The 22,563-nt window shown below is 67.4% G+C and carries 19 protein-coding genes; 9 read left to right on the forward strand and 10 right to left on the reverse strand.

Translation table 11 applies throughout. The annotated features are described in order from the left end of the window. The first annotated feature begins 88 nt into the window (after positions 1-88). From LOC60_RS09965 to LOC60_RS09975, 3 genes are read left to right on the forward strand one after another with little or no spacing between them, the layout of a single operon-like run. Positions 89-1,411 (forward strand): PhoH family protein, encoded by a 1,323-nt coding sequence (locus LOC60_RS09965; RefSeq protein WP_230024764.1) that lies wholly within the window; start codon positions 89-91, stop codon positions 1,409-1,411. A gap of 60 nt (positions 1,412-1,471) precedes the next feature. Then, the gene (locus LOC60_RS09970) at positions 1,472-2,005 is read left to right on the forward strand and encodes a prepilin peptidase (protein ID WP_230024765.1); all 534 of its coding nucleotides are present in this window, start codon (positions 1,472-1,474) and stop codon (positions 2,003-2,005) included. 4 nt (positions 2,006-2,009) lie between these two features. Beyond that, entirely contained in the window at positions 2,010-2,480 is a 471-nt protein-coding gene (locus tag LOC60_RS09975) for an NUDIX hydrolase (protein WP_230024766.1), read from the forward strand. Between the two features lie 78 nt (positions 2,481-2,558). Here LOC60_RS09975 and LOC60_RS09980 read toward each other — a convergent pair whose 3' ends face one another. The 5 genes from LOC60_RS09980 to LOC60_RS10000 all read right to left on the reverse strand — a co-directional run bounded on the left by LOC60_RS09980 (position 2,559) and on the right by LOC60_RS10000 (position 7,943). Then, positions 2,559-4,292, reverse strand: coding sequence for an MDR family MFS transporter (locus LOC60_RS09980; RefSeq protein WP_230024768.1), 1,734 nt, complete (start codon positions 4,290-4,292; stop codon positions 2,559-2,561). Then, positions 4,293-5,000, reverse strand: a complete 708-nt coding sequence (locus tag LOC60_RS09985; protein WP_230024769.1) for a TetR/AcrR family transcriptional regulator — start codon at positions 4,998-5,000, stop codon at positions 4,293-4,295. It abuts the gene before it with no gap. Positions 5,001-5,161: 161 nt separating this feature from the next. Further along, complete coding sequence (locus LOC60_RS09990; protein WP_230024770.1) at positions 5,162-6,583, reverse strand: class II fumarate hydratase; 1,422 nt, start codon at positions 6,581-6,583, stop codon at positions 5,162-5,164. A gap of 41 nt (positions 6,584-6,624) precedes the next feature. After that, positions 6,625-7,287, reverse strand: a complete 663-nt coding sequence (locus LOC60_RS09995; protein WP_230024771.1) for a carbonic anhydrase — start codon at positions 7,285-7,287, stop codon at positions 6,625-6,627. A 62-nt stretch (positions 7,288-7,349) separates the two neighbouring features. Beyond that, positions 7,350-7,943 carry a DUF4245 domain-containing protein gene (locus LOC60_RS10000; protein WP_230024772.1) on the reverse strand — a complete coding sequence of 198 codons (594 nt, stop codon included), beginning with the start codon at positions 7,941-7,943 and terminating at the stop codon, positions 7,350-7,352. A 209-nt stretch (positions 7,944-8,152) separates the two neighbouring features. Between LOC60_RS10000 and glpX the strand changes: the two genes are divergently transcribed. Together glpX and LOC60_RS10010 are read left to right on the forward strand one after the other, a co-directional pair. Continuing rightward, the gene (gene glpX / locus LOC60_RS10005; protein ID WP_230024773.1) at positions 8,153-9,193 is read left to right on the forward strand and encodes a class II fructose-bisphosphatase; all 1,041 of its coding nucleotides are present in this window, start codon (positions 8,153-8,155) and stop codon (positions 9,191-9,193) included. Positions 9,194-9,315: 122 nt separating this feature from the next. After that, entirely contained in the window at positions 9,316-10,344 is a 1,029-nt protein-coding gene (locus LOC60_RS10010) for a lipid II:glycine glycyltransferase FemX (protein ID WP_230024775.1), read from the forward strand. A 4-nt stretch (positions 10,345-10,348) separates the two neighbouring features. Here the strand turns inward: LOC60_RS10010 and manA are convergent, their stop codons facing one another. From manA to LOC60_RS10030, 4 genes are read right to left on the reverse strand one after another with little or no spacing between them, the layout of a single operon-like run. Then, entirely contained in the window at positions 10,349-11,677 is a 1,329-nt protein-coding gene (manA, locus tag LOC60_RS10015; protein ID WP_230024776.1) for a mannose-6-phosphate isomerase, class I, read from the reverse strand. A gap of 54 nt (positions 11,678-11,731) precedes the next feature. After that, on the reverse strand, positions 11,732-13,357 hold the full coding sequence (locus LOC60_RS10020; RefSeq protein ID WP_230024777.1) for an LCP family protein: 1,626 nt from the start codon (positions 13,355-13,357) through the stop codon (positions 11,732-11,734). A 2-nt stretch (positions 13,358-13,359) separates the two neighbouring features. Further along, on the reverse strand, positions 13,360-13,893 hold the full coding sequence (gene purE, locus LOC60_RS10025; RefSeq protein WP_230024778.1) for a 5-(carboxyamino)imidazole ribonucleotide mutase: 534 nt from the start codon (positions 13,891-13,893) through the stop codon (positions 13,360-13,362). 3 nt (positions 13,894-13,896) lie between these two features. Next, positions 13,897-15,063, reverse strand: a complete 1,167-nt coding sequence (locus tag LOC60_RS10030; protein WP_230024779.1) for a 5-(carboxyamino)imidazole ribonucleotide synthase — start codon at positions 15,061-15,063, stop codon at positions 13,897-13,899. A 195-nt stretch (positions 15,064-15,258) separates the two neighbouring features. Here LOC60_RS10030 and LOC60_RS10035 point away from each other — a divergent pair, with 195 nt between their 5' ends. After that, positions 15,259-15,810, forward strand: a complete 552-nt coding sequence (locus LOC60_RS10035) for a GtrA family protein (RefSeq protein WP_230024780.1) — start codon at positions 15,259-15,261, stop codon at positions 15,808-15,810. On the opposite strand, the gene LOC60_RS10040 is transcribed toward LOC60_RS10035, so the two are convergent. After that, positions 15,788-16,534 (reverse strand): TIGR03089 family protein, encoded by a 747-nt coding sequence (locus tag LOC60_RS10040; RefSeq protein WP_230024782.1) that lies wholly within the window; start codon positions 16,532-16,534, stop codon positions 15,788-15,790. The two genes, LOC60_RS10035 and LOC60_RS10040, sit on opposite strands and share 23 nt — an antisense overlap. Before the next feature lie 347 nt (positions 16,535-16,881). Here LOC60_RS10040 and LOC60_RS10045 point away from each other — a divergent pair, with 347 nt between their 5' ends. From LOC60_RS10045 to LOC60_RS10055, 3 genes are read left to right on the forward strand one after another with little or no spacing between them, the layout of a single operon-like run. After that, complete coding sequence (locus LOC60_RS10045) at positions 16,882-17,424, forward strand: WhiB family transcriptional regulator (RefSeq protein ID WP_230024783.1); 543 nt, start codon at positions 16,882-16,884, stop codon at positions 17,422-17,424. After that, positions 17,424-20,873 (forward strand): glycosyltransferase, encoded by a 3,450-nt coding sequence (locus tag LOC60_RS10050; protein WP_230024933.1) that lies wholly within the window; start codon positions 17,424-17,426, stop codon positions 20,871-20,873. The genes LOC60_RS10045 and LOC60_RS10050 overlap by 1 nt, the downstream gene beginning before the upstream one ends. Then, positions 20,870-22,561 carry a DUF5719 family protein gene (locus LOC60_RS10055; protein ID WP_230024784.1) on the forward strand — a complete coding sequence of 564 codons (1,692 nt, stop codon included), beginning with the start codon at positions 20,870-20,872 and terminating at the stop codon, positions 22,559-22,561. The genes LOC60_RS10050 and LOC60_RS10055 overlap by 4 nt, the downstream gene beginning before the upstream one ends. Positions 22,562-22,563 lie beyond the last annotated feature (2 nt).

Genomic DNA, 22,563 nt, shown 5'->3' on the forward strand with positions numbered 1-22,563 from the left:
GGCCGGCCGGTATATGAGCACCAATGCAACACCTTATGGAATACATCCAGCGACCGGGGCCCTGGGGCGCCCCTGACGGGAGTTCCACGTGGCAGCTGAACAGAAAGTGCAGGAACCGGAACGGGCCAGCTTTGTGCTGGACACCTCGGTGCTGCTGTCCGATCCGCGGGCGGTCCTCCGCTTTGCCGAACACGAGGTGATCCTTCCGCTGGTGGTCATCACCGAGCTGGAGCGCAAGCGGCAGGATCCCGAGCTTGGCTATTTCGCGCGGAATGCGCTGCGGCTGCTGGATGACCTGCGGATCCGGCACGGCGGGCTCGGGGCACCCGTCCCGTTGGGGGAGAGCGGCGGAACGCTGCGGGTGGAGCTGAACCACATCTCCACCGATGTGCTGCCCGCGGGCATCCGCGGCAGCGACAATGACAGCCGGATCCTCGCCGTGGCCAAGAGCCTGGCCGACGGCGGCCGGAACGTGACGGTGGTGTCCAAGGACCTGCCCATGCGCGTGAAGGCCTCGGCTATGGGACTGGCGGCGGATGAATACCGCAACGAGCTGGTCCGGGATTCGGGCTGGACCGGAGTGGCGGAACTGGAAATCTCCGACGCGGACATGGCCCTCCTGTACGACCACCAGCCGCTGCTGATCCCCGAGGCCGCGGACCTGCCCGTCAACACCGGCACGGTGCTGATGGCCGGGCGGGCTTCGGCGCTGGGACGGGTGGGAGCAGATAAGCGGCTGCGGCTGGTCCGCGGGGACCGGGACGTCTTCGGGCTGCATGGACGATCGGCGGAACAGCGGCTGGCCATCGACCTGCTGATGGACCGGGAGGTGGGCATAGTTTCGCTGGGCGGCCGTGCGGGTACGGGTAAGTCGGCGCTGGCCCTGTGTGCCGGGCTGGAGGCAGTGCTCGAGCGCAGGGAACACCGCAAGGTGATGGTGTTCCGGCCGCTCTACGCAGTGGGCGGGCAGGAGCTGGGCTACCTGCCCGGCACGGAGTCCGAAAAAATGGGTCCCTGGGGCCAGGCGGTCTTCGACACCCTGGAGGCGCTGGTGTCCGTGGAGGTGGTGGAGGAGGTCCTGGACCGCGGCATGCTCGAGGTGCTGCCCCTGACCCACATCCGGGGCCGGTCACTTCATGACGCCTTCGTGATCGTGGACGAGGCCCAGTCCCTGGAGAAGAATGTCCTGCTCACGGTCCTGTCCCGAATCGGGCAGAACTCGAAGGTGGTTTTGACCCACGATGTCGCGCAGCGGGACAACCTGCGGGTGGGCCGGCACGACGGCGTGGCGGCCGTGGTCGAGACGCTCAAGGGCCATCCGCTGTTCGGGCACGTGACGCTGACACGCTCGGAGCGTTCCCCCATCGCGGCACTGGTGACCGAACTGCTGGAGGAAGGCCAGATCGGCTGAGTTGTCCACAGCGGCACCGCTGCGTCCCGGAACTGCGTCCGCTGTGGGTACGGTGTGCCCATGATCCAGATCCTGGCGGGTTACTACGGGGCGGGTACGGCCGGTGCGGCTGGTGCATCAGTTGCCGTGGTCCTGCTGGGCGCGGCACTCGTTTGGTTCGCCGCTGTCGCCGTCCGGCTGGCCGTGACCGATATCCGCACACGCCGCCTGCCCAATGCGCTGGTCCTGCCGTCCTATCCCATAGCCGGCGGACTGCTGGGCGGTGCCGCGCTCGCCGCCGGGGAACCGGACCGGGTGGCTGCCATGCTGCTGGGTGCCGCCGCGCTGTGGGCCGGGTTTTTTGCCCTGCGGCTCCTGAGCCCGGCCGGCCTGGGCTTCGGGGACGTCAAGCTTGGCGGACTGCTGGGCCTTTACCTGGGGTTCCTCGGCGCCGGCCACGTGCTGGCGGGGGCGGTGGCTGCGTTTGTCTTCGGCGGGCTCTGGGGGGTGGCCCTGATCCTCACGGGGCGGGGAACGGCGTCGTCCGCCGTGGCCTTCGGGCCCTTCCTCCTCCTGGGGGCCGCCGTCGCCATGCTGGCCCCTGCCCTACAGTAGGACCATGCCTACCCCCGATTTTGTCCTGTCCCTGCGCGAGCGGATAGGACACGATCCGCTTTGGCTTCCCGGCGTTACGGCAGTGGTATTCAACGCCGAAGGGCAGGTGCTCCTGGGCCGGCGTGCGGATAACGGCCGCTGGGCGCTGATCACCGGAATACTCGAACCGGGCGAGGAGGCAGGGCCGGGAGCCCTGCGCGAGGTGGAAGAGGAAACCGGTATCCGGGCCGAGCTGGAACACCTCATCCACGTCGGCGCCCACGGGCCGGTCACCTTTCCCAACGGGGATGTCTGCTCCTTCCTGAACCTCGCCTTCAGCTGCAGGTACGTTTCCGGAACGGCACGGGTGAACGACGACGAGTCCACCGAGGTCGGCTGGTACGCCCTGGATGCCCTGCCGCCCCTGAGCGAGAGGCACCGGATGCTCATTGACGTGGCCCTGGCTTCCGACGGCGTGCCCGTCTTCGACCGCTGATCCGCTGATGCGCTGCACGGCGAGGGCCGCCCCGCAGCAGCGGAGCGGCCCTTTGCCAGCCGGGCGCAGTTGAAGCTGCTACTTCTCCCGGTAGGGGTTCTCCGGTGCCTGTGCAGGAGGCTCTTCGGCTTCCGCGGATCCGGTTTCAGCAGGCCCGGTTTCAGCAGGCCCGCCTGCGGGTCCGGCGGGCTTCGGTCCGGTTCCCTTGAGCGCGGCCAGGCGTTCGGCCTCCAGTCGGTCCGCCTCCGGGCCGGCGACGGCTTCTCCGCGGGCCACCATTCCGGCGACGTCGGACAACGGAATCTGCTTCAGGAAGAAGGCCAGGACCAGCGCGATGACCAGGAACGGGATCAGGTACCAGAAAACGGGGGCCAGCGAATCGGCATAGGCGGTGACAATGCCGTCCCGGATCGGTTCCGGCAGATCGTTCATGACGGACGGCTGCAGGGTCGCGGTGGCCTCCCCGGCCGCGGAAGGATCGAAGCCGGCCTTGGTGAAGACCTCATTCAGATTGTCCGAAAGGCGCGAGGTGAACATGGCACCGAAGATGGCCACGCCCAGGGAGGCACCGACCTCGCGGAAGTAGTTGTTGCTGGAGGTCGCGGTGCCGATCTGGTCCACAGGGACGGAGTTCTGCACCACCAGGACCACCACCTGCATGATGTAGCCGAGTCCGGCGCCGAAGACGAACAGCTGTGCGCAGATCACCCAGACCGGGGTGTCGGCGGAGAGGGTGGTCATCCAGAGCATGGCAGCGATCACCAGGGCCGCACCCATGATCGGGTACTTCTTGTAGGTGCCGTGCTTGGTGATGGCGAGACCCGAGTAGATCGAGGTGCCCATCATGCCCACCATCATCGGCAGCATCAGCAGGCCGGAGACCGCGGCCGAGGTGCCGGTGGACATCTGCAGGAAGGTCGGCACGAAGGCAAGGGCGGCGAACATGCCCATGCCCAGGGTGAAGCCGATGGCCGTGCTGTTGACGAAGATCGGGTTCCGGAACAGGCTCATCGGGATGATCGGGTCCGCGACGCGGTTTTCCACCATGACGAACAGGGTTGCCGCAGCCAGCATCCCGGCACCGAAGGCCAGGGTCAGCGGGTCGGTCCAGCCGCGCTCGTCGCTGCCGCCGAAGTCCGTGAAGAAAATCAGGCAGGTGGTGGCAATGGACAGCAGCACCACGCCGGCGATGTCGATCCGTTTGGTTGCCTTCTTGCTCGGCAGCGTCAGGGTGAAGAAGGCGATCAGGAAGGCAGCGATGCCGATCGGGATGTTGATGTAGAACGCCCACTGCCACGTCATATGGTCCACGAAGAAGCCGCCCAGCAGGGGACCGGCCACGGCGGAGAGGCCGAAGATGCCGCCCAGCGGACCGAGGTACTTGCCGCGCTGATCGGCGGGCACGATGTCCGCAATGATGGCCTGGGACAGAATCATCAGGCCGCCGCCGCCAAGGCCCTGAATGGCCCGGAAGATCACGAAGCCCCAGAAATCGGTGGCGAAGGCGCAGCCGACCGAAGCCGCCGTGAACAGGACAATGGCGAACAGGAACAGGTTGCGCCGGCCCAGCACGTCACCGAACTTGCCGTAAATGGGCATCACGATGGTGGTGGCCAGCAGGTAGGCGGTGGTGATCCAGGTCTGATGCTCGACGCCGCCCAGTTCTCCCACAATGGTGGGCATGGCGGTCGAAACAATGGTCTGGTCGAGGCTGGAAAGCAGCATGCCCGCGATCAGGGCGGAAAAGATGATCCAGATGCGTTTCTGGGTCAGCAGAAGCGGCCCGGAAGCACGCTCGGCGGTGGAGGTCATTTACGTGTCCTTGGCGGTATCGGCAGGGGCGGTGGAAGCAGGGCGGTGGTCCGTCGGTTCGACGGAGAGTGGAGACGCGGACGAAAACACGTCGATGGCCGCATTGACCTCGGTGACGAGGATGCTGCGGTAGGAATCGGTGTTGGACGGATCGAAGAAGCGGAGCCCGGCACGCTGGACCAGTGCTCCGAAGACGGCAACGGTTGCCCGGACGCACGGGTCATCGGCCGGCAGGGACTCCCGGGCAGCTACTATCCGCGCAAAGGTTTCCTCGGTCTCCCGGGAGCCCCGCATGGCCTTGGAGATCAGCCGGGGTTCGGTGCTGACCGCCTCCTTCAACAGGGCCATCTCCGAGCGGGACATGGCCAGGCGCTCGGTCATACCGACGGCCAGGTCTACGAAGTCGGCGACCAGGGACGGGGAGATCGCTCCCTGCGGGGAGCCGGCGCCGCCGTCGATGAAGCGTTGGACCAGATCCTCCGGAAGATCGTCGGCGGGCGATCCCAGGATGGCGTCTTCCTTAGTGGGGAAGTAGTTGAAAAACGTCCGGCGGGAGACGCCTACCCGCTCGCACAGCTGTTCAACGGTAAAGCCGTTGACACCGTGCGCGGCGGTAAGGGTGCGGGCATGCGCAGTGATGGCCGCCCGTGTCGCGGTCCGCTTGCGTTCCCGCAGTCCGCCGTCTTCTCCCGCTGCACTATTCGTCACGGAGCAAAGTTTTGCACTCTGGTAGAAGGAGTGCAAATTGCGACTCCGGCGGGGGCACGGCGAAGGGGCGCCCGGAAAATGAACTGGTCAGATTCCGGACGCCCCTTCGGTAAACAACGTGCCGACGGCGGCTGTGCCGGCCAGGCCGGCGGCGGCGTTGGCTAGGCCTGCGGGGGCTTGGTCATGGACAGGACGTCAAGTGCCTTGTCCAGCTGCTCCACAGTGAGTTCGCCGCGCTCTACGTAGCCGAGATCCTCGACGGCCTGGCGGATGGTCTTGCCTTCCTTGACGGAGTACTTGGCGATCTTCGCAGCGTTTTCGTAACCGATGAACTTGTTCAGCGGAGTCACGATGGACGGCGAAGCTTCAGCCAGGTAGCGGGCGCGCTCGACGTTGGCTTCAATGCCGTCGATCATCTTGTCCGCCATCACGCGGGAGGAATTCGCCAGGAGCCGGATGGACTCAAGCAGGTTCGCGGCGATCACCGGGATGCCCACGTTGAGTTCGAAGTAACCGAAGGTGCCGGCCCAGGCCACGGCGGCGTCGTTACCCACCACCTGCGCGGCAACCTGCAGGACTGCCTCGGAGATGACGGGATTGACCTTGCCCGGCATGATCGAGGAGCCCGGCTGCAGATCGGGGATGGCAATCTCGCCCAGGCCGGTGTTGGGGCCCGAACCCATCCAGCGCAGGTCATTGGCGATCTTGGAGAAGGAGACGGCGATGGTGCGGAGCATGCCCGAAACCTCGACCAGCGCGTCGCGGTTGGCCTGCGCTTCGAAATGGTCGCGGGCTTCGGTCAGCGGCAGGCCGGTGTCTGCGGCCAGCAGCTCGATGACGCGCTGCGGGAAGCCGGCGGGCGTGTTGATTCCGGTGCCGACGGCGGTGCCGCCCAGCGGGACCTCGGCCACGCGGGGCAGGGAGGCCTGCACACGCTCGATGCCGTAGCGGACCTGGGCGGCGTAGCCGCCGAACTCCTGGCCGAGGGTGACCGGAGTGGCGTCCATCAGGTGCGTACGCCCGGACTTCACGACGTCCTTGAATTCCTCGGCCTTGCGCTCCAGCGATACGGCGAGGTGCTCGAGGGCGGGGATCAGGTTGTTGATCAGCGCGGACGCGGCGGCAACGTGCACCGACGTCGGGAAGACATCGTTGGAGGACTGCGAGGCATTCACGTGGTCGTTCGGGTGGACGCTGGTCTCGCTGCCGGCTTCCTTCAGCGCACGGGTGGCGAGCTCGGCGAGGACCTCGTTGGTGTTCATGTTCGAGGACGTGCCGGAACCGGTCTGGAAGATATCGATCGGGAACTGGTCATTGTAGGCACCGCTGGCAACGGCGTCGGCAGCCTTCTCAATGGCCCGGGCGCGCTCGTCGTCGAGCACTCCCAGTTCGGCGTTTGCAGTCGCAGCGGCCTTCTTGATCCGTGCGAGCGCTTCGATGTGCGATGGTTCCAGCGTGGTGCCGGAAATGGGGAAGTTCTCGACCGCGCGCTGCGTCTGGGCGCGGTAGAGGGCGGAGGCCGGAACCCGGACCTCACCCATGGTGTCGTGTTCGATGCGGTATTCGGAGGTGTCAGAAGTCATGTCCCCCAGCCTAATCTCCGAAGGCACCGCAGTGATAACCGCTACTTGGGCAGTGTCGAACGCAGGACGGCCGGATGCTCGAGGGCGCCGAAACCGGAGACGAGTTCGGCGTTGCCCTCCGCCAGCCGGTAGGACAGGCCGATCACGGCGACGCGTCCTTCCTCGACTGCCGCGGAAATGAGCCGGGAGCTTTCCACCAGGCGTTCCGCGGTCTGCTTCGTGTGTTCAACCACCATGTCGTTGACCTCGTGCAGGTCCTTGCGCTGTGCCGCCAGCACGGACGGGGTGATCCGTTCCACCAGGCTGCGGACGTACCCGGTGGGCATCACGCCGGTGTCAACGGTGGTCTTCGCGGCCGTGACGGCGCCGCAGTTGTCGTGGCCGAGCACCACAATGAGGGGCACGCCGAGGGTGCCCACGCTGTACTCCAGCGAGCCGAGCACGGCGTCGTCAATGACCTGGCCGGCAGTGCGGACCACGAAAGCGTCACCGAGGCCAAGGTCGAAGATGATCTCGGCGGCGAGGCGGGAGTCCGAGCAGCCGAAAATCACGGCGAACGGGTTCTGCCCCTCCACCAGTGAACTGCGCCGCGGTGCGTCCTGGTTGGGGTGCCTGGCGGTGCCTGCCACGAAACGGGAGTTGCCTTCGCGCAGTTTCTGCCAGGCGTCGGCGGGGGTAATGGTTTTTTCGTTCGCTGTTTCCACGCTACCGAGATTACTCCTATGGGACCGGTGGGGTCGGCGGGGATACTCCGCAGGCGGTCGCGTCAGTTGCCGCGCAGTTCCCGGACCGCGTGTTCGGCCAGCACATCGAATTCGGCCAGATCGGCGGAACCGGACAGCAGGAGGGTCTGGCCGTCGATCTCTCCGACCAGCGTGGCGTCGCCGTTGGAGGAATCGCGCAGCTCCCAGGTGATCCCGCCGGCCGGACGCTCGCCGGAGACCGTTGAATCCCCGGTGTGCTCGAACACCCAGGTGGGATTCGCGGCGTTGGTCTGGGTCAGGGAGATGAACTCGGTATCCGGGGTGACATATCCCACCTCCCAGTTCGGCACGCCGTCATTGGTTCCGGCATTCCAGCGGGCGTAGTTCGCGCTCCAGCCGTCCGGGAGTTCCAGGGCCAGCGGGCGGTACCCGGCATCGCCGGCAGCCTGGTTGGCCGCGGCCGCAACATCGACATTGCGGGCCTGCATCTTCGGTGCGGGATTGAGCAGCACCGGCACCAGGCACAGTGCCAGCGTGAGGCCCGTTGCAATCAGCATGCCGATCACGGTGGCATTGGCCCGCTTCGCCTGCTTGGCGGTCAGTACCGGCGTTACGGGTTGATCGGTCTGCTGGGGATCCGGCTGGGTTTCACTCACCCCTCCATAATCTCTTATTCGGATGCGATGTCCTACTCCGGGTAACGGCCGCCGGTGAAATCCCCCCACGGGGTGGTGACGGGAAGCACGCAGACTATGATCGGACAAAGGCTGCCCGCTTGCGTAGGGTGTCCACAGACGAATTACCAGACGAACAACAAACGAATAACAGACGAATCCAGCAGAATTTCTACATCATAATTTCGAAGATGAGGTTTGACGTGTCCAAAGGTGCCCAGTACTCCACACTTTCCCCCGCATTGGCAGTCGGGGACTCCGAGCCGGACCGCAACCTGGCCCTGGAGCTCGTCCGCGTTACCGAAGCAGCAGCCATTGCCGGCGGCCACTGGGTGGGGTTCGGTGACAAGAACGCGGCCGACGGCGCCGCGGTGGATGCGATGCGTTCACTGATTTCCACCGTCTCCTTCAACGGCGTTGTGGTCATCGGGGAAGGTGAAAAGGACGAAGCGCCGATGCTCTACAACGGCGAGCACGTGGGTGACGGCACCGGCGCCCTGTGCGACGTCGCGGTGGACCCGATCGACGGCACCCGCCTGACGGCGCTGGGAATCAACAACGCCCTGGCCGTGCTGGCCGTCGCGGAACGCGGCACCATGTTCGACCCCTCGGCCGTTTTCTACATGGAGAAGCTGGTGACGGGACCCGAAGCCGCCGACATGGTGGACCTTCGCCTTCCGGTCAAGCAGAACCTGCACCTGATTGCCAAGGCCAAGGGCAAGAAGATCAACCAGCTCAACGTCATGATCCTGGAGCGTGACCGGCACAAGCCCCTGGTCCAGGAAATCCGCGACGCCGGCGCGCGCACCCGGATGCTGATGGACGGCGACGTCGCCGGCGGCATCGCGGCAGCACGCGAGGGCACTGACGTTGATGCGCTGATGGGCATCGGCGGCACTCCCGAGGGCATCATCACCGCCTGCGCCATCAAGACGCTGGGCGGCGTCATCCAGGGCCGGCTGTGGCCGACCTCCGACGACGAGAAGCAGAAGGCGATCGACGCCGGCCATGACCTGGACCGCGTGATGTCCACCAATGACCTGGTCACGAGCGACAACTGCTACTTCGCCGCGACCGGCATCACCGACGGCGATCTGCTCCGGGGCGTGCGCTACAAGAAGGACCGCGTCCTCACCCAGTCGATCGTGATGCGCTCCAAGTCCGGCACCATCCGCGTGGTGGACGGCGAGCACCAGGCGCACAAGTGGGAGTCCTACGCCCGCTCGAACTAGTCCTCACCGTTGATGCTGCCTGCGGATCCGCAGGCAGCATCGGCGTTTAAGGCCTCCCGGCCGTTTCCGCCGCCGGCACCGGCTTTTCCAGTGAGGCAGCGGAGCCAAGTAGGCTGGAAGACATGACACTGCGCGTTACCCCCTGCTCCGATGCCGCCTCCTGGAACGAAACCGTTAACCGCTTCCGCGGACATCCGCAGCAGCTGTGGGGGTGGGGGAAGACCAAGGCCGACCACGGATGGAGCGTAGACCGCGTCCTGGTGAGCGACGACGCCGGCACGGTCCTCGGATGCGCGCAGGTCCTGCTTCGCGCACTGCCCTTCCCCTTCCGGGCCCTGGCCTACATTCCCCGCGGTCCGCAGGGTGAACCCGGGCGCGAACTGGATGTCCTGGACGCCGTCGGCAGCTATGTAAAGAGCACGCATTCCGCGGTGGCACTGTCCATCGAACCCGACTGGGACGCGGACGGGAAGCTCGCCGCAGGACTGCCGGGGCTCGGGTTCCGCAGCAGCGAAAACACCATCCTCATCGGCAGGACACTGATCCTGGACCTGCGGCGCAGCCTCGAGGACCTGTCCGGGGACATGAGCAAAAAGCACCGGCAGTACATCCGCAAGTCCGGGCGCGAGGACCTGGCATACCGGCGCGTGACGCGTGCGGAAATCGCCAAGTGCCTGGCCGTGTACAAGCTGACCGCCCAGCGGGCGAACTTCGGCATCCACGAGGATTCCTACTACCTGGATATCTTCGACAACCTCGGCGAGGATTCCCCCGTCTACGCCGCCTTCAAGGGCGAGGACGTCGTCGCGTTCCTGTGGCTTTCCACCAGTGACTACACCTCGTTCGAGCTCTACGGCGGAATGACGGAGGAAGGTGAACGGCTGCGGGCGAACTACGCCCTGAAGTGGCACGCCATCTCCGACATGAAGGAGCGCGGGATCACCCGGTACGACTTCAACGGCCTGCTCAATGACGGTGTCTCGAAGTTCAAGATGGGCTGGGCGAAGCACGAGGACCAGCTGGCCGGCACCTGGGACAAGCCCCTCTCGCCGCTGTACCCGGTCTTCTCCACTGCGCTGCCGCTGGCCAAGACCGGGATGCGGAAGGCGCGCGGAGTGCTTGCTGCCGTGAAGGGCCGGCTGGGCCGCTAGGCGCTTAGGCCCCGATATCCAGCCGGGGAGCATCTGCTTCCCCGGCCGGAACCGTCCCGACGGTTACGGCAAAGGCCAGCGCGCCGTCGTCGTGCTGGGCGGAGTCCGCAGCGAGCCGGGCCGTCACCGGTGCCTCGAACGCCGGAAGGAAGGCACTGTCGCCGGCTTCGAGCGCGAGGCTGCCCGCCGGGGAGGTCAGGACGATGGTTCCACGTACCGCGATGACCACCGCCGGTCCGTGCTGCAGTACCGGCAGTTCGGCGGGGAGGGCCGCTCCCGCGGAGCCTGCAGGTCCCTGCGCCAGTTCCAGGCGCTGGAGCGCGAACTCCTCGAACGGCGGGCGGAATACCTGCTGACCCGCCCCCGTGTCCTCGGCCGCCAGGTACGGGATGCCCAGGGGGCGGAAATCCACTGTCCGGAGCAGCTCCGGGACGTCGATGTGTTTGGGTGTGAGCCCGCCGCGCAGCACGTTGTCCGAGGATGCCATGACCTCCACGCCCAGCCCGCTGAGGTAGGCGTGGACGTTGCCGGCAGGCAGGTAGACGGCATCGCCGGGCTGCAGCGAAGCGCGGTTGAGCAGCAGGGAGATCAGGACGCCGGGATCGCCCGGGTAGTAGCCGTTCAGCTCGGCCAGGGTGGACATTTCCCGGGCATATCCGCCGTTTTCCGGGACCTTCGCCGCGGCAGCGGCGGCCAGTTCGACGGCGCCGCGCACGGATTCGCCGTCATTGATGAGGGTGCGGAAGACCGACTGCAGCCGTGCCGGTGCCGGCCGGCCGGAGGACAGCTCCGCCACGATCCATTCCAGCAGCTCGGGCACCTCCCGGCCGGAAGCGGTGACTGCGGCATTGACGGCACGGAAAAGGTCCGCCGCCTCCTCCGGATTGCGGAACCCGCACAGCGCCTCGAAGGGAGTCAGCGCGAAGATCATTTCGGGCTTGGAGTTCCCGTCCTTGTAATTGCGCTCCCGGGCACCGCGGTCCACGCCGGCTTCCTCTTCCGCGGCGTAGCCCGCGCGGGCCTGCTCGGGGGTGGGGTGGACCTGTAGCGACAGGGGTGCCCCGGCCGCCAGGATTTTCGCCAGGAACGGCAACTCGGACCCGAAACGCCCGGCGGCGTCGGCACCGAGCATCAGCTCGGGGTCGGCCGCAATGAGCTCATCGAGTGTTTCGCTGCCGTCCACGGGCGGAACCAGCGCCGAGGGTGCACCCGGATGTGCGCCGATCCATAGCTCCGCCTCGGGCTCTCCGGAGGGCTCACGGCCGAACAACTCAGCGATCGCCGTGGTGGATCCCCATGCGTAGGGTCGAAGGGTGTTCCGGAGCAGGTACACGGGCCTCTTTCGGGTGCTGGGCGAATCGGGTTGGAAGGGCAGGGGAGTGGCGGACTATCCCGCGCTGCACTCGCCGTTGTTGTTCAGGAGCGAGCCCAGGGTGGCGTCGTCGCCGATTTCCGCGAGGTACTGAAGATACTCGACCGTTATTTCGGTTTCCTCCTCCTGCGGCACCTCGGTGATCTCGGTTCCGTCAGCTGCTTCGCCGTCGCCGGCCTCCGGCGCCGGCGCGGCGGGGGCAGCTTCTTCCGCGGGGGCGGCCTCTTCCGCCGGAGCGGGTGCCGGGGCAGGTTCAGCGGGTGCGGCTTCGGTGCCGGCCAGGAAGTCCTGGACCCGGGCGTGGATCAGGTTGAAGTCCGGATAGGTCACGAAGTTGTCGGCCGCCGTGCCGAAGTCCGGCGGGCCGATGGTCATCCGCTCCATGGGCTGGCCTTTTGCCTTCAAAGCCAGGTCTACGAAACTGCCCAGCTGGTCCTGCGGAAGGTCCGTTTTCACGATCTCCCCACCGGCAGTGGCAATGGCCTGGAAGCGGGTCAGGAGCGTAGCCGGGTCCATTTGGGCCACCATGGCCTGCTGGACACACTGCTGCCGGGCGATGCGGTGGTAGTCGGTCACGAACTCGCGTGAGCGGGCGTACCAGAGGGCATGGTAGCCGTCGAGGGTCTGGGTGCCCGGCGGAATCCAGCCGTCCGGCGGATAGTGCCGGTTGGTGCCGGGAATTTCCCCGGCGGTGATGGGCACCCAGCCGCCGGAGTTGATTTTCACGCCGCCCATGGCATCAACCAACTGTTCGAAGCCGCCCATGTCCACGATCACGTAGGCCTGCACCTCAAGCCCCAGGGTGCCGCTGACGGCGTCCATCATGGCTTCGGCCCCGGGATCAGCGGACCCGGGGTAGAGATCCGCGTAGTTCTCCGTCACCGTCTGGTAAAGGCTGTTGATGATGCATTCGTCGCCGCAGTTGTAGCCGTCGGGGTACACCTCGTAGAGCGGGGAGTCGGTGGGGAACTGGGCATTCTGGAAGTTGCGGGGAATGCTGAAAGTCACGGGCTTGCCCGTTTTCGCATCCACGCTGATCATCGAGATGCTGTCTGGGCGAAGGCCGGTGCGGTCCTCGCCGGCGTCTCCGCCCATCAGCAGGAAGTTGTACCGGCCGTCCACCGGATCGAGGGACGGGCCCGAGGAAAAGATGGAGCCGAAAGTCTGGCGGCTGACGTTGAGCAGGTACGCGGCGTAGGCGAGGCTGCCGCTGGTTCCGATCATCAGCAGCGCGAGGCAGCCGGCAACGAGGGGCCGCACGTTGTTCTGCAGCAGGGGAGGCCGGATGATGCGCAGGGTGTTCAGGAACAACAGCCCCCATGCCACGGCCAGGACAGCCAGGACAATCATGATTCCGAACGAGGCCCAGCCGTTGGTCAGGAAGTTAATCAGCAGGGCACGGTTGGTGACGGCCAGGATGAGGGCCGCAATAGCCGCGGCCCAGACCGTGAAGGTGACTTTTAGGGCGCGCCGGCCCATGCGCCTGTCCCCGGCTACCACCTGCGCTGATCCGGGAAGCACCAGGGTCAGCAGCAGGAGGACGAAGGCCCGCTTGGTACGGACCCCGGGGGAAGCGGCCTGGGGATACCGGACGGGATCGGTGTAGGAACTGCCCGTGGACTCGGAGCGTTGCTCGTTCATTGCTACAGGTCCGTTCCGGCCAGGGATGTTCGCAGCGCCGCGCCTTTGGCCATGGCGGACTGGCGCAGCCCCCCGGCAAACTCGATGAGCTGCTGCTGCAGGCGGGCAGCGAGCGGGTCGGTACCTGCAGCGAGCATCCGCACTGCCAGCAGCCCGGCGTTCCGGGCACCGCCGATGGAGACTGTGGCCACGGGCACCCCGGCGGGCATCTGGACAATGGAGAGGAGGGAATCAATGCCGTCCAGGTACTTCAGCGGCACGGGCACGCCGATCACCGGAAGCGGCGTGACGGCGGCCAGCATCCCGGGGAGGTGGGCAGCCCCGCCGGCTCCGGCAATAATGACCCGCAGGCCGCGCCTGTGGGCGTCCTGCCCGTATTCCAGCATGTCCGTCGGCATCCGGTGGGCCGAGACGACGTCGGCCTCGTAGGGGATGTCGAATTCGGCAAGCGCCGCAGCGGCTGCGTCCATGACCGGCCAATCGGAGTCCGAGCCCATAACGAGGCCCACCAGCGGCGTGGTAGCACGGTGGGGCATGCTTCAGTTCTCCTTCAGGGGGTCGCGGCCGTCACGGATGATGGCCGCCGCCCTGCCGGCACTGCGGCGGAGGGCGGGGACGTCGTCGGCGGAACCGACGGCATTAACGTGGCCGATCTTACGTCCCGGACGCACGGATTTGCCGTAGGTATGGACCTTGACGGCGGGTTCGGCTCCCAGTGCCAGCGGATAGGCGGCAAACAGGTCACTGTTTTCGCCGCCGAGGAAGTTTTTCATCACGGCGGCCCCGCCGCGCAGGGCCGTGGCGCCGAGCGGGAGGTCCAGGACTGCCCGCAGGTGCTGCTCGAACTGCCCGGTGACGGAACCGTCCATGGTCCAGTGCCCCGAGTTGTGCGGGCGCATCGCCAGTTCGTTGATCAGGAAGCCCTGGCCGCGGCCGGGGGTTTCGAAGAGTTCCACCGCCATTACGCCGGTGACATCCAGTTGCCCGGCCAGGCGAAGGGCCGCCGCTGCCGCTGCGTCCGCGACGGCGGGGTCCAGCTCCGGGGCCGGCGCGATGACCTCGTCGCAGACGCCGTTCACCTGGATGGATTCGACCACCGGCCAGGCCCTGCTTTCGCCGCCGGGAGTGCGGGCCACGAGGGCGGACAACTCGCGGCTGAAGGGTACTCTTTCCTCGGCCAGCAGCGGGCCGGAGCCAAACCAGTCGGCGCAGTCCAGGGCAGCCGCGGCGTCGGACACAATGCGCACGCCCTTGCCGTCGTAACCGCCCCGCGGTGTCTTCAGGACCACCGGCCATCCTGCCGAGTTGCCGAAGGACACCAGCTCGCCGGGATCGGAAACCGCCGCCCACCGGGGGTTGGGCAGTCCCAGCCGCTCCACGGCGGCACGCATGACCAGTTTGTCCTGGGCATGGATCAGTGCGGCGGGGCCGGGCTGGATATTAATGCCCTTCTCCAGGAGGGCCAGCAGGTGCTCACCCGGCACATGCTCGTGGTCAAACGTGACAACATCCACTTCGGCTGCGAAATCGGCCAGGTCCCGGAAATTCCGGTAATCACCGACTGTGGCATTGGCCACGGCCGCGACAGCCGACACATCGGGGCCCTCGGCGAGCACACGCAGCTCAAATCCGAGGGCTGTGGCCGCCGGGGCCATCATCCGGGCGAGCTGGCCGCCGCCTATCACGCCGATAATTGGGAAATCCACTGCTTAAGCGTACCGAAGAGGGCTGCGAAACCCTCCCGGCAGGGCCGTTGACCTCCTGCACCCCGGGCAAACTCCCATAAAGGGGCGGTAATATCGGCTGTTGACCGCCGTGCGTCCGCGCGTCGGGAACTGGCAGCCGTCAATTCTTCCCACGAGTCCTGTGGGAGTGCTGCCGTGGATCGGCCTCGGAGGGTCATGAATACATCGCTGTCAGATCGGCTTCGGGGCCTGGTTTCCCTTTTTTGGCGTGAGGTTGCCAAGTTCGGCACGGTAGGTGCCGTGGCCTTCGTGGTGGACAACGGCCTTACCCTCTACCTGATGCACGGACCGATGTCCGGCAGCGAGGTCAAGGCACGGTTCGTCGGTGCCGTCGTCGCCACCATGGTCTCCTGGGTTGCGAACCGCTACTGGACCTTCCGCCGCCGCCGCAGCGTGGACAACGTGGGCCGTGAACTGGGACTGTTCATTCTGATCAACGGCGTAGGCATCGTGATTTCCACGGGCTTCACCTGGGTGGCCCGCTACCCCATGGGCATCGAGGACAAGAACATGCTGTTCCTGGCCGGTGTGCTGGGCATTGCCGTCGCCACGGTCCTTCGGTTCTTTGCGTACCGGTTCTGGGTCTTCAACGCTGAACTGGACCAGGAGCCCGGCTTCGAGCAGGACTATGAACTGATCGACGAGTCCATAGTCCAGCCCGGCAAGGTCAAGCCGTACGGCGCTGTTAAGCCTCCAAGCGCTTCGTAACCCGCTCCGTCGCCAGCACGCGCTCGTCCGGCTCCGCGCCTGCCGCCGTCAGGACGACGGCGCCGCCCGAGGCCCATGCGGCCACCGCCCCCGCCAGGACAAGCGGCAGGTCGGTGCTTGCCGCCAGCAGTATTTCGGCGGCGTCCCCGCCGGCGTCCCCGGCGGGTGCGAGCAGGGTCCCGAGCGATTCGTAGGACACCGTTCCGGCAAGTTCCCGGGCGGCAGTCGGTTCCCCGACCACGAGGGCCGGCTGTCCGGCGTCGGGCTGGGTACCTTCCATGTACGTGTCCGCGTAGGAGCGCACCTCGGCCGCGTAGTCCACGACGCCGGCCGGCAGCTCCGACGGGAACGCAAGCTCCAATGCGCCCAGCGCAACGGCGACGACGGTCCCCGCGGCACCGCTGTCCGCAGCCGAAGTAACGGTGACGTCCGGGCGTATGCCGTCGGCAGGGGAGCCCAGCACCACGGTGCAGCCGGTCTGCCAGGCAGCCAGGACCCACACCAGGGTCTTCCAATGGACGGGAAGGTCGAGCCGGAGGCGCATTCCCGGCTCGGCGTCGAGTTCATCGACGAGGAAGTTCGAGGTCTTGGCGACCCAGTTATCCAGCACCTTTCCGGAAAGCTCGATCCGTTCGCCGGCGCCGCCGTACCAGATCAGGGCCGGGGACGTGGCCTGACGGGTGCGCAGCCCGGACAATAGGGTGCTGGCTGCAGACATGGTCATGGAAATGGTCCTCTTTCGTTGGTTCCTGCGTCAGGCCGTATGGCGTGCAGCGGCCTCATTCGATGGGTAACGGGCTGTCCCACGGGGCACAGCACGGAATATCCGATGACCGGTTTGCTCCGTGTGAAGTACGACGCGCCGGGCTTAAGTGCCCAATCCCGGGCGTGGCGTTCCCCGCATCCGTCGATTGAACTCTATAGGATGCCTGAACAGCTTGACGGAGCCGTATTACACACGTGTAATTAGGTATCGGATTTGTTCCAGCCACTTGGGAGGACCCGCGGAGCGCAGGCCCCGCCGGCACCACCACACAGCCGCCGCTGGAGCAGCAACACCGGGAGGACTCCATGGGGCAAGCAGAAGAAACGCAGGACAATACGGTCATCGCCGAGCAGGCTTCGGCCAGCTACGGCTCGAGGGGCGTGCCTGTCGACTGGTACGTGGATCCCGCAGACCCGGCTGCTGCCGAGCGTTACCGCCGGGAAACCGCCGGTTCCCTCGAGGACAAGGCCACTGCTTTCCTCGCTGCGCACGAGGCGCTGGCGGATGCTCCGGAGGAGGAGCTGGTCCTGGACCCGCCCGTCTCGTTGTTCCAGGCTCCGGCCGAGTCCGATAGCCGGCCGGTCTGGATCGGACTGCCGGGCCTGGGCCAGGACTATGCCGATGAAGGCGAGCTGGGATGGCAGGCGGATGCACTCTGCGCCCAAACCGATCCCGAGGCGTTCTTCCCGGAAAAGGGCGGCTCCACGAGGGACGCCAAGAAGGTCTGCGCGGCCTGCAACGTCCGTTCACAGTGCCTCGAATATGCACTGGCAAATGACGAGAGGTTCGGCATCTGGGGCGGCCTGTCCGAGCGCGAACGCCGCCGGCTTCGGAAGCAGGCAGTCTAATTCATTCGCAAGTCCACGTCTGCGCCGTTGTAGTAGCCCATAACGGCGCCTCCTATCTGCCCGAAACACTTTCCGCGCTGACGGACCAGACCCGGCCTGCGGACTTCTACATTGGCGTTGACGCCGGTTCCACCGATGCCAGTGCCTCGCTGCTGCAGTTGGGACTTCCGGTGGGCAGCCCGGTCATCGCGGCGCCTGCGCGAAGCGGCTTCGGTGCCGCTGTGAAGGCCGGCCTGGCCGAGCTCCCGGAGGGCAGGCGCCCCGCAGGCAGCGGTTCCACGCGTGACGGCGGAACCGGAGCCGGCAGCGGGACGGTGCAGGAATGGATCTGGCTGCTGCATGACGATTCGGCACCCGATCCCCGTGCGCTGGAAGAACTGCTCCTTGCCGTTGAACGGGCTCCCTCCGTAACCATTGCCGGCACCAAACAGGTGGAATGGAATAACGACCGCCGCCTGGTGGACGTAGGGGTAAGCATTAACCGGTGGGCCGAAAGGCTCACCCTGATCGACGCCGACGAGCTGGACCAGGGCCAGTACGACTCCCGCAGCGACATTTTTGCCGTGAATTCCGCCGGTATGCTGATCCGCCGCGACGCGTGGGACCTGTTGGGCGGATTCGACCCCGCACTGCCTGGAAGCGGTGACGACGTCGACCTTTGCTGGCGTAACCGGCTGGCCGGAAACCGGGTGGTGGTGGTTCCGTCCGCACGAATGCGCCACGCGGGCAACCGGCCCAACCCGTCCGCTTCCGCCTCCGCAGCCAGGCGGGCGGAAATCTTCCTCCAGCTCAAGCACGCGCCCTTGTGGCAGGTGCCCTTCCTGGCGTTGGGTGCAGTCCTGACCGGCATTGGCCGCTTCTTCCTCGGCATGGTGGCCAAGGATCCCGGGTATGCCGTGTCCTCCCTGTTGACCAGCACCGCGGCCGTCCTGCGCCCGGTCGACCTGTACCGTTCCCGGCGACGTGCCGCCACAACGCGGCGGCGCCCCCGCAGCGCGGTCAATGCACTGCGCAGCAGCAACCGGGAGGTCCGCGAGCACCGCCGGACACTGACGGAATACCGGGCCTCTTCCCCCGAAAGCTCCGAAGCCGGAAGCGCGGAATACGTCCCCAGCGGGGATACCAATGACGACTTTGCCGCCCTTGAGGGGCCGGGCCGCTCCTGGGTGGGACTTGGGGCCCTCGCTGCTGTGCTGCTGCTGGCCGGGCTCTCCTTTGCCGGACTGCACCGGCTCTTCGGCGCCCAGGCCGTCGCCGGCGGTGCGCTGGTGCCGCTGGGACAGGGCGTGGGGGAAATCTGGGCAGCAGCTACTGCCTGGTGGGTACAGCTGGGTTCCGGCGCTCCGGCCCACGGCGACCCGTTCAACTTCGTCCTCTCGCTGCTGGCGATGGCCGGATGGGGCAACGGCAATGCAGCCGTGCTGATCCTGCTGCTCCTTGCGCTTCCCCTGGCCGGGCTGAGCGCCTGGTTCGCAGCCGGAGGGTTTACGTCCCACCGCGGGCTGCGCTTCTGGGCGGCCATGTTCTGGGCGGCGGTTCCGGCGTTCCAGGTGGCACTGGGCAGCGGCCGGCTCGGTGCCCTGGTGGTGCACATCCTGCTTCCGCTGACGGTACTGGCCGTTGCCCGTGCCGTGGGGTCCGGTGTTCCCCGCAGGCCTGCCGCTGCCGCCGCACCAGCCGGGACCGAGTCCTGGACCGCTGCGGCTGCCGCGGGCCTTCTGCTGGCCGCAGTCAGTTCCGCCGCTCCGCTGGTGTTCGTGCTGGCCGTCGCCGCGGTTGCCTTCCTGACCCTGGCGCTGCGCCGCCGGGCGAAGACCCTGTGGTGGACGCTGCTTCCCGCCGCCGTCCTGCTGCTCCCGCAGGTCCTCTCGGCTGCTCCGAACCTCCGGGCGGTCCTGGCGGATCCGGGGATGCCCCTCGCCTTTGCCCGGTCGGAGGCCTGGCAGCAGCTGCTGGGCTACCCGCTGGCCTTCGACGCGGCCGGCAACCTGGGCGGCCTGCTTCCGGGCGGCCCCTGGAACCTGGTCCTGGCCCTGGTGATCGGCGCCCCCGTTGTCTTCCTGGCCGCACTTGCCCTCTTCCGTCCCCGGTCCGCACCGCTGGCGCGGCTGAGCTGGCTGCTGGTCCTGACCGCCCTGGCGCTCAACACTGCCTCCTCCTACGTCGGAACCGCGGCAGCGCCGGATGCCGTGGTGACAGCATTCACCGGTCCGCTCGTCTCGGCCTCCGTACTTCTGCTGCTCTGCCCTGCCCTGGTCCTGGCCGGGGATCTGCTCTCCGGTACCCGGCGCCGGGCGTCTGCTCCAGGCAGCCGGGTTCTCGCGGTGCTGCTGGGAACGGTGCTGGCGGCAGGTCCCGCCGCCAGCCTGGGCTTCTGGGTTGTTCCACAGTTCACGGGCAGCGGTTTCCCCGGAACACAGGCACAGGACGGCACCGCCATCCTGCCCGGAACCAATCTGGAGGTTCAGGGAGCACCGGAGCGCAGCCTGCCCGCTACTGCGGCCGATGCCGGCGGCGACGCTACGCAGTCACGGACCCTGGTGCTCCATGCTGACGACGAGGGGAATGTCTCAGCCGCACTCATGCGCGGCGGCGGAACAACGCTGGAACAGCTTTCCACTATTTACGCCGGCCGCGACGTTCAGGGCGACCCGGGCCGGGAACACCTGGCCGACGGCGATCCGGCGACGGCAGACCTGCGCCGGGCGGTTGCCGTTATTACCGCCGGCACCGGAGTGGACCCCCGGGTGGAGCTTGCCCGGCTCGGCGTCGCCTTCGTGGTGCTCCAGGAATCCGACACGGCAGCGGAGCTGCTCGCCGGCCGGATGGATTCCGTACCCGGGTTGTCCGCGGTAGGGCAGACCGGCTCCGGCTGGCTGTGGCGCGTGAGTGAACCGCTCAGCGCAGCCGGTACCGAAACGCAGTCCGGGCTTGGCGCCAGGGTCCGCATCCTTGGTGCGGACGGAACCACCGAGGCAGCGGTGCCGTCGCAGACCGAAAGTGTCAGCGCTTCCATCCCGGCAGGCGGCGAGGGGCGCATGCTGGTCCTGGCAGAACGTGCCGATGCCGGATGGCAGGCGAGCCTGAACGGCCGGCCGCTGACCGCGGCGGAAGTCCAGTGGGCGCAGGCCTTCGAACTGCCCGCCGAGGGCGGAGAGCTTCGCGTGGACTATGTCAGCGCCGCCTCGCCCTGGCTGGAGGCACTGCAGATCCTGGTTATTGGCCTGACGCTGCTGCTCGCACTGCCCACCCCGTCCGGCCGTACCGTACGCCTTCCCGGCAAGCGGGAATTCCCCGAGACGGAAACACCGGAAAGCGGGCCGGAACCACTTGCCGACCCGGTTTCCGGGTCGGAATCGAATGCGGCAGCAACTGAAGACGAATCGCCGGTGCCTTCCGGCGCAGGCCCGCGCCGGGCAACCCGGACCCCGGAAGGAAGCCAGCAATGAGCAGGGACAAGAGCGGCATCGAGCCGGGCGAACCGCAGCACCCGTCGGCGGCTGACGACACGGCCGGGGGAGCGCCGGAGCCGGCCGCGGCAGGGCCTGCCGGCCCCCGGGCCAAAGAGGCCACGGCCCGCAGGGCCAGAACCGGGGGAGCCAGGACCGCCGGACGCTGGGCTACGGGCATCCTGCTCCTGACGTCTTCGGGGGCGCTGGTGGCGGGAACGTCCCTTCTCGGCACCGGAACCTCCGGCGGCGCCGTCGAGGTCCCCTATGCCGAGGTTCCCGCCGGCCCGCTGACCGCTGTGTGCCCGGCGCCGCCGCGCCTGCTTTCCGGAAACGTGGCCGGCACCGACGCCGAGTTCAGTGCCGAGTCCAAGTCGGCGAAGTCCGTCGTGAGCGCCGTTGTCCTCGCAGATGCGGGCAAACCGCTGCCGGACGCCGCACTGTTGGCAGTGAAGGACCGGGCGGTCCTCAAGGGCATTGACGGCGGCACCGACGTACCGCTCGCCGGGGAGCGGACCGCCGGCGTCGTGCGGGGGGCTCCGGTCCCGGCAGCGGCGCTTTTGAACGCGGAGCCGGCCGGTGCCCTGCAGGTTACTGCCGGTGCCACCATGACCTATACCGCAGCCGACGGGGATCTGGCCGGGCTGACCGCGGCCGACTGCCAGGCGCCGGCCAACGACCTGTGGCTGGTCGGGGCCCGGACCAACGTGGGTGCAACGGCCGTGCTGCAGCTAACCAACCCGTCCGAGACCCCGGCCGACGTCGACCTGGAGCTCTACGGCGCCGCCGGTCCGCTGGACGGCCCGGGCAGCCGGGGCATCGCCGTGGGGCCGGGCGAAACGAAGTCCGTGGTCCTCGCCGGTTTGGCCGCAAACCAGGAATCCCTGGCCGTGCGGGTGCGGAGCTCGGGCGGTCCCGTAGCAGCGGTGATTTCGCAGAACCTGCTTCGCGGCCTGACCCCCGGCGGCGTGGAGCTGATCCAGCCCACGGCTGCGCCCGGGCCGGCCCAGGTGATCAGCGGGGTAAGCATCCAGGACCCGGAGGCTACCCGGAAACTCTCGAAGCAGGACGGGTACGCCTCGGTGACGCCCTCACTGCAGGTGGCTGTTCCCGGAGCCAGCGATGCCGTCGTGAATGTCCGTGTCTACGGCAGGAACGGTGAAGCCGTCCTGGAAGGCGGCGGCAGCTACAACGCGGCGGCAGGCACCGTGACGCGCCTTCCGCTGGATACGCTTCCCGCCGGTACCTACACGCTGGATATTTCGTCCGACGTCGCCGTGGCCGCTTCAGCCGTCTTCAGCCGCGGCTCCGACGCCAAGGAGGGAACCGACCTCGCAGTTGCTCCCGCCGGCGAACGCCTGGGCAGCGAGCACCTGGTGGTGCTGCCGTCGGAGAGCTCAGCGCTGTCCTTCACCGCTCCGGAAGGTGCCGCCGAGGTGCACCTTGCGGCGGTATCCGCCGACGGCGCCCTCCTGGCCGAGAAGACGGTGCCCTTGAAAGCCGGCGTCGCCGCCGTGGTCCAGCCGGGGGATCTGGGCGGGTCCGCCGCCGCAGTGCTGGTGAGCGCCACGGGCGCCCCGGTGTACGGCGCGCAGGTAGTGACCGGCGGAGGTACCGGGATCAGTGTTGTGGGCCTGCCCCGGGGGACCGTGGACGGCAGCCGCGTGCAGGTGGGAGTGGGGTACTAGTA

This window comes from Arthrobacter sp. zg-Y769 (assembly GCF_020907405.1).
In the GTDB taxonomy this organism is placed as follows: Bacteria; Actinomycetota; Actinomycetes; order Actinomycetales; family Micrococcaceae; genus Arthrobacter_B.

What these genes read in the sequence shown, in the direction of transcription:
- LOC60_RS09970 (WP_230024765.1), top strand. Translation starts at nt 1,472, where the DNA reads ATGATCCAGATCCTGGCGGGTTACTACGGGGCGGGTACGGCCGGTGCG.
- LOC60_RS10035 (WP_230024780.1), top strand. Translation starts at nt 15,259, where the DNA reads ATGAATACATCGCTGTCAGATCGGCTTCGGGGCCTGGTTTCCCTTTTT.
- purE (WP_230024778.1), bottom strand. Translation starts at nt 13,893, where the DNA reads ATGCCCCACCGTGCTACCACGCCGCTGGTGGGCCTCGTTATGGGCTCG.
- LOC60_RS09990 (WP_230024770.1), bottom strand. Translation starts at nt 6,583, where the DNA reads ATGACTTCTGACACCTCCGAATACCGCATCGAACACGACACCATGGGT.
- LOC60_RS10055 (WP_230024784.1), top strand. Translation starts at nt 20,870, where the DNA reads ATGAGCAGGGACAAGAGCGGCATCGAGCCGGGCGAACCGCAGCACCCG.
- LOC60_RS09975 (WP_230024766.1), top strand. Translation starts at nt 2,010, where the DNA reads ATGCCTACCCCCGATTTTGTCCTGTCCCTGCGCGAGCGGATAGGACAC.
- LOC60_RS10045 (WP_230024783.1), top strand. Translation starts at nt 16,882, where the DNA reads ATGGGGCAAGCAGAAGAAACGCAGGACAATACGGTCATCGCCGAGCAG.
- LOC60_RS10020 (WP_230024777.1), bottom strand. Translation starts at nt 13,357, where the DNA reads ATGAACGAGCAACGCTCCGAGTCCACGGGCAGTTCCTACACCGATCCC.
- LOC60_RS09980 (WP_230024768.1), bottom strand. Translation starts at nt 4,292, where the DNA reads ATGACCTCCACCGCCGAGCGTGCTTCCGGGCCGCTTCTGCTGACCCAG.
- glpX (WP_230024773.1), top strand. Translation starts at nt 8,153, where the DNA reads ATGAGGTTTGACGTGTCCAAAGGTGCCCAGTACTCCACACTTTCCCCC.
- LOC60_RS10010 (WP_230024775.1), top strand. Translation starts at nt 9,316, where the DNA reads ATGACACTGCGCGTTACCCCCTGCTCCGATGCCGCCTCCTGGAACGAA.
- LOC60_RS10040 (WP_230024782.1), bottom strand. Translation starts at nt 16,534, where the DNA reads ATGACCATGTCTGCAGCCAGCACCCTATTGTCCGGGCTGCGCACCCGT.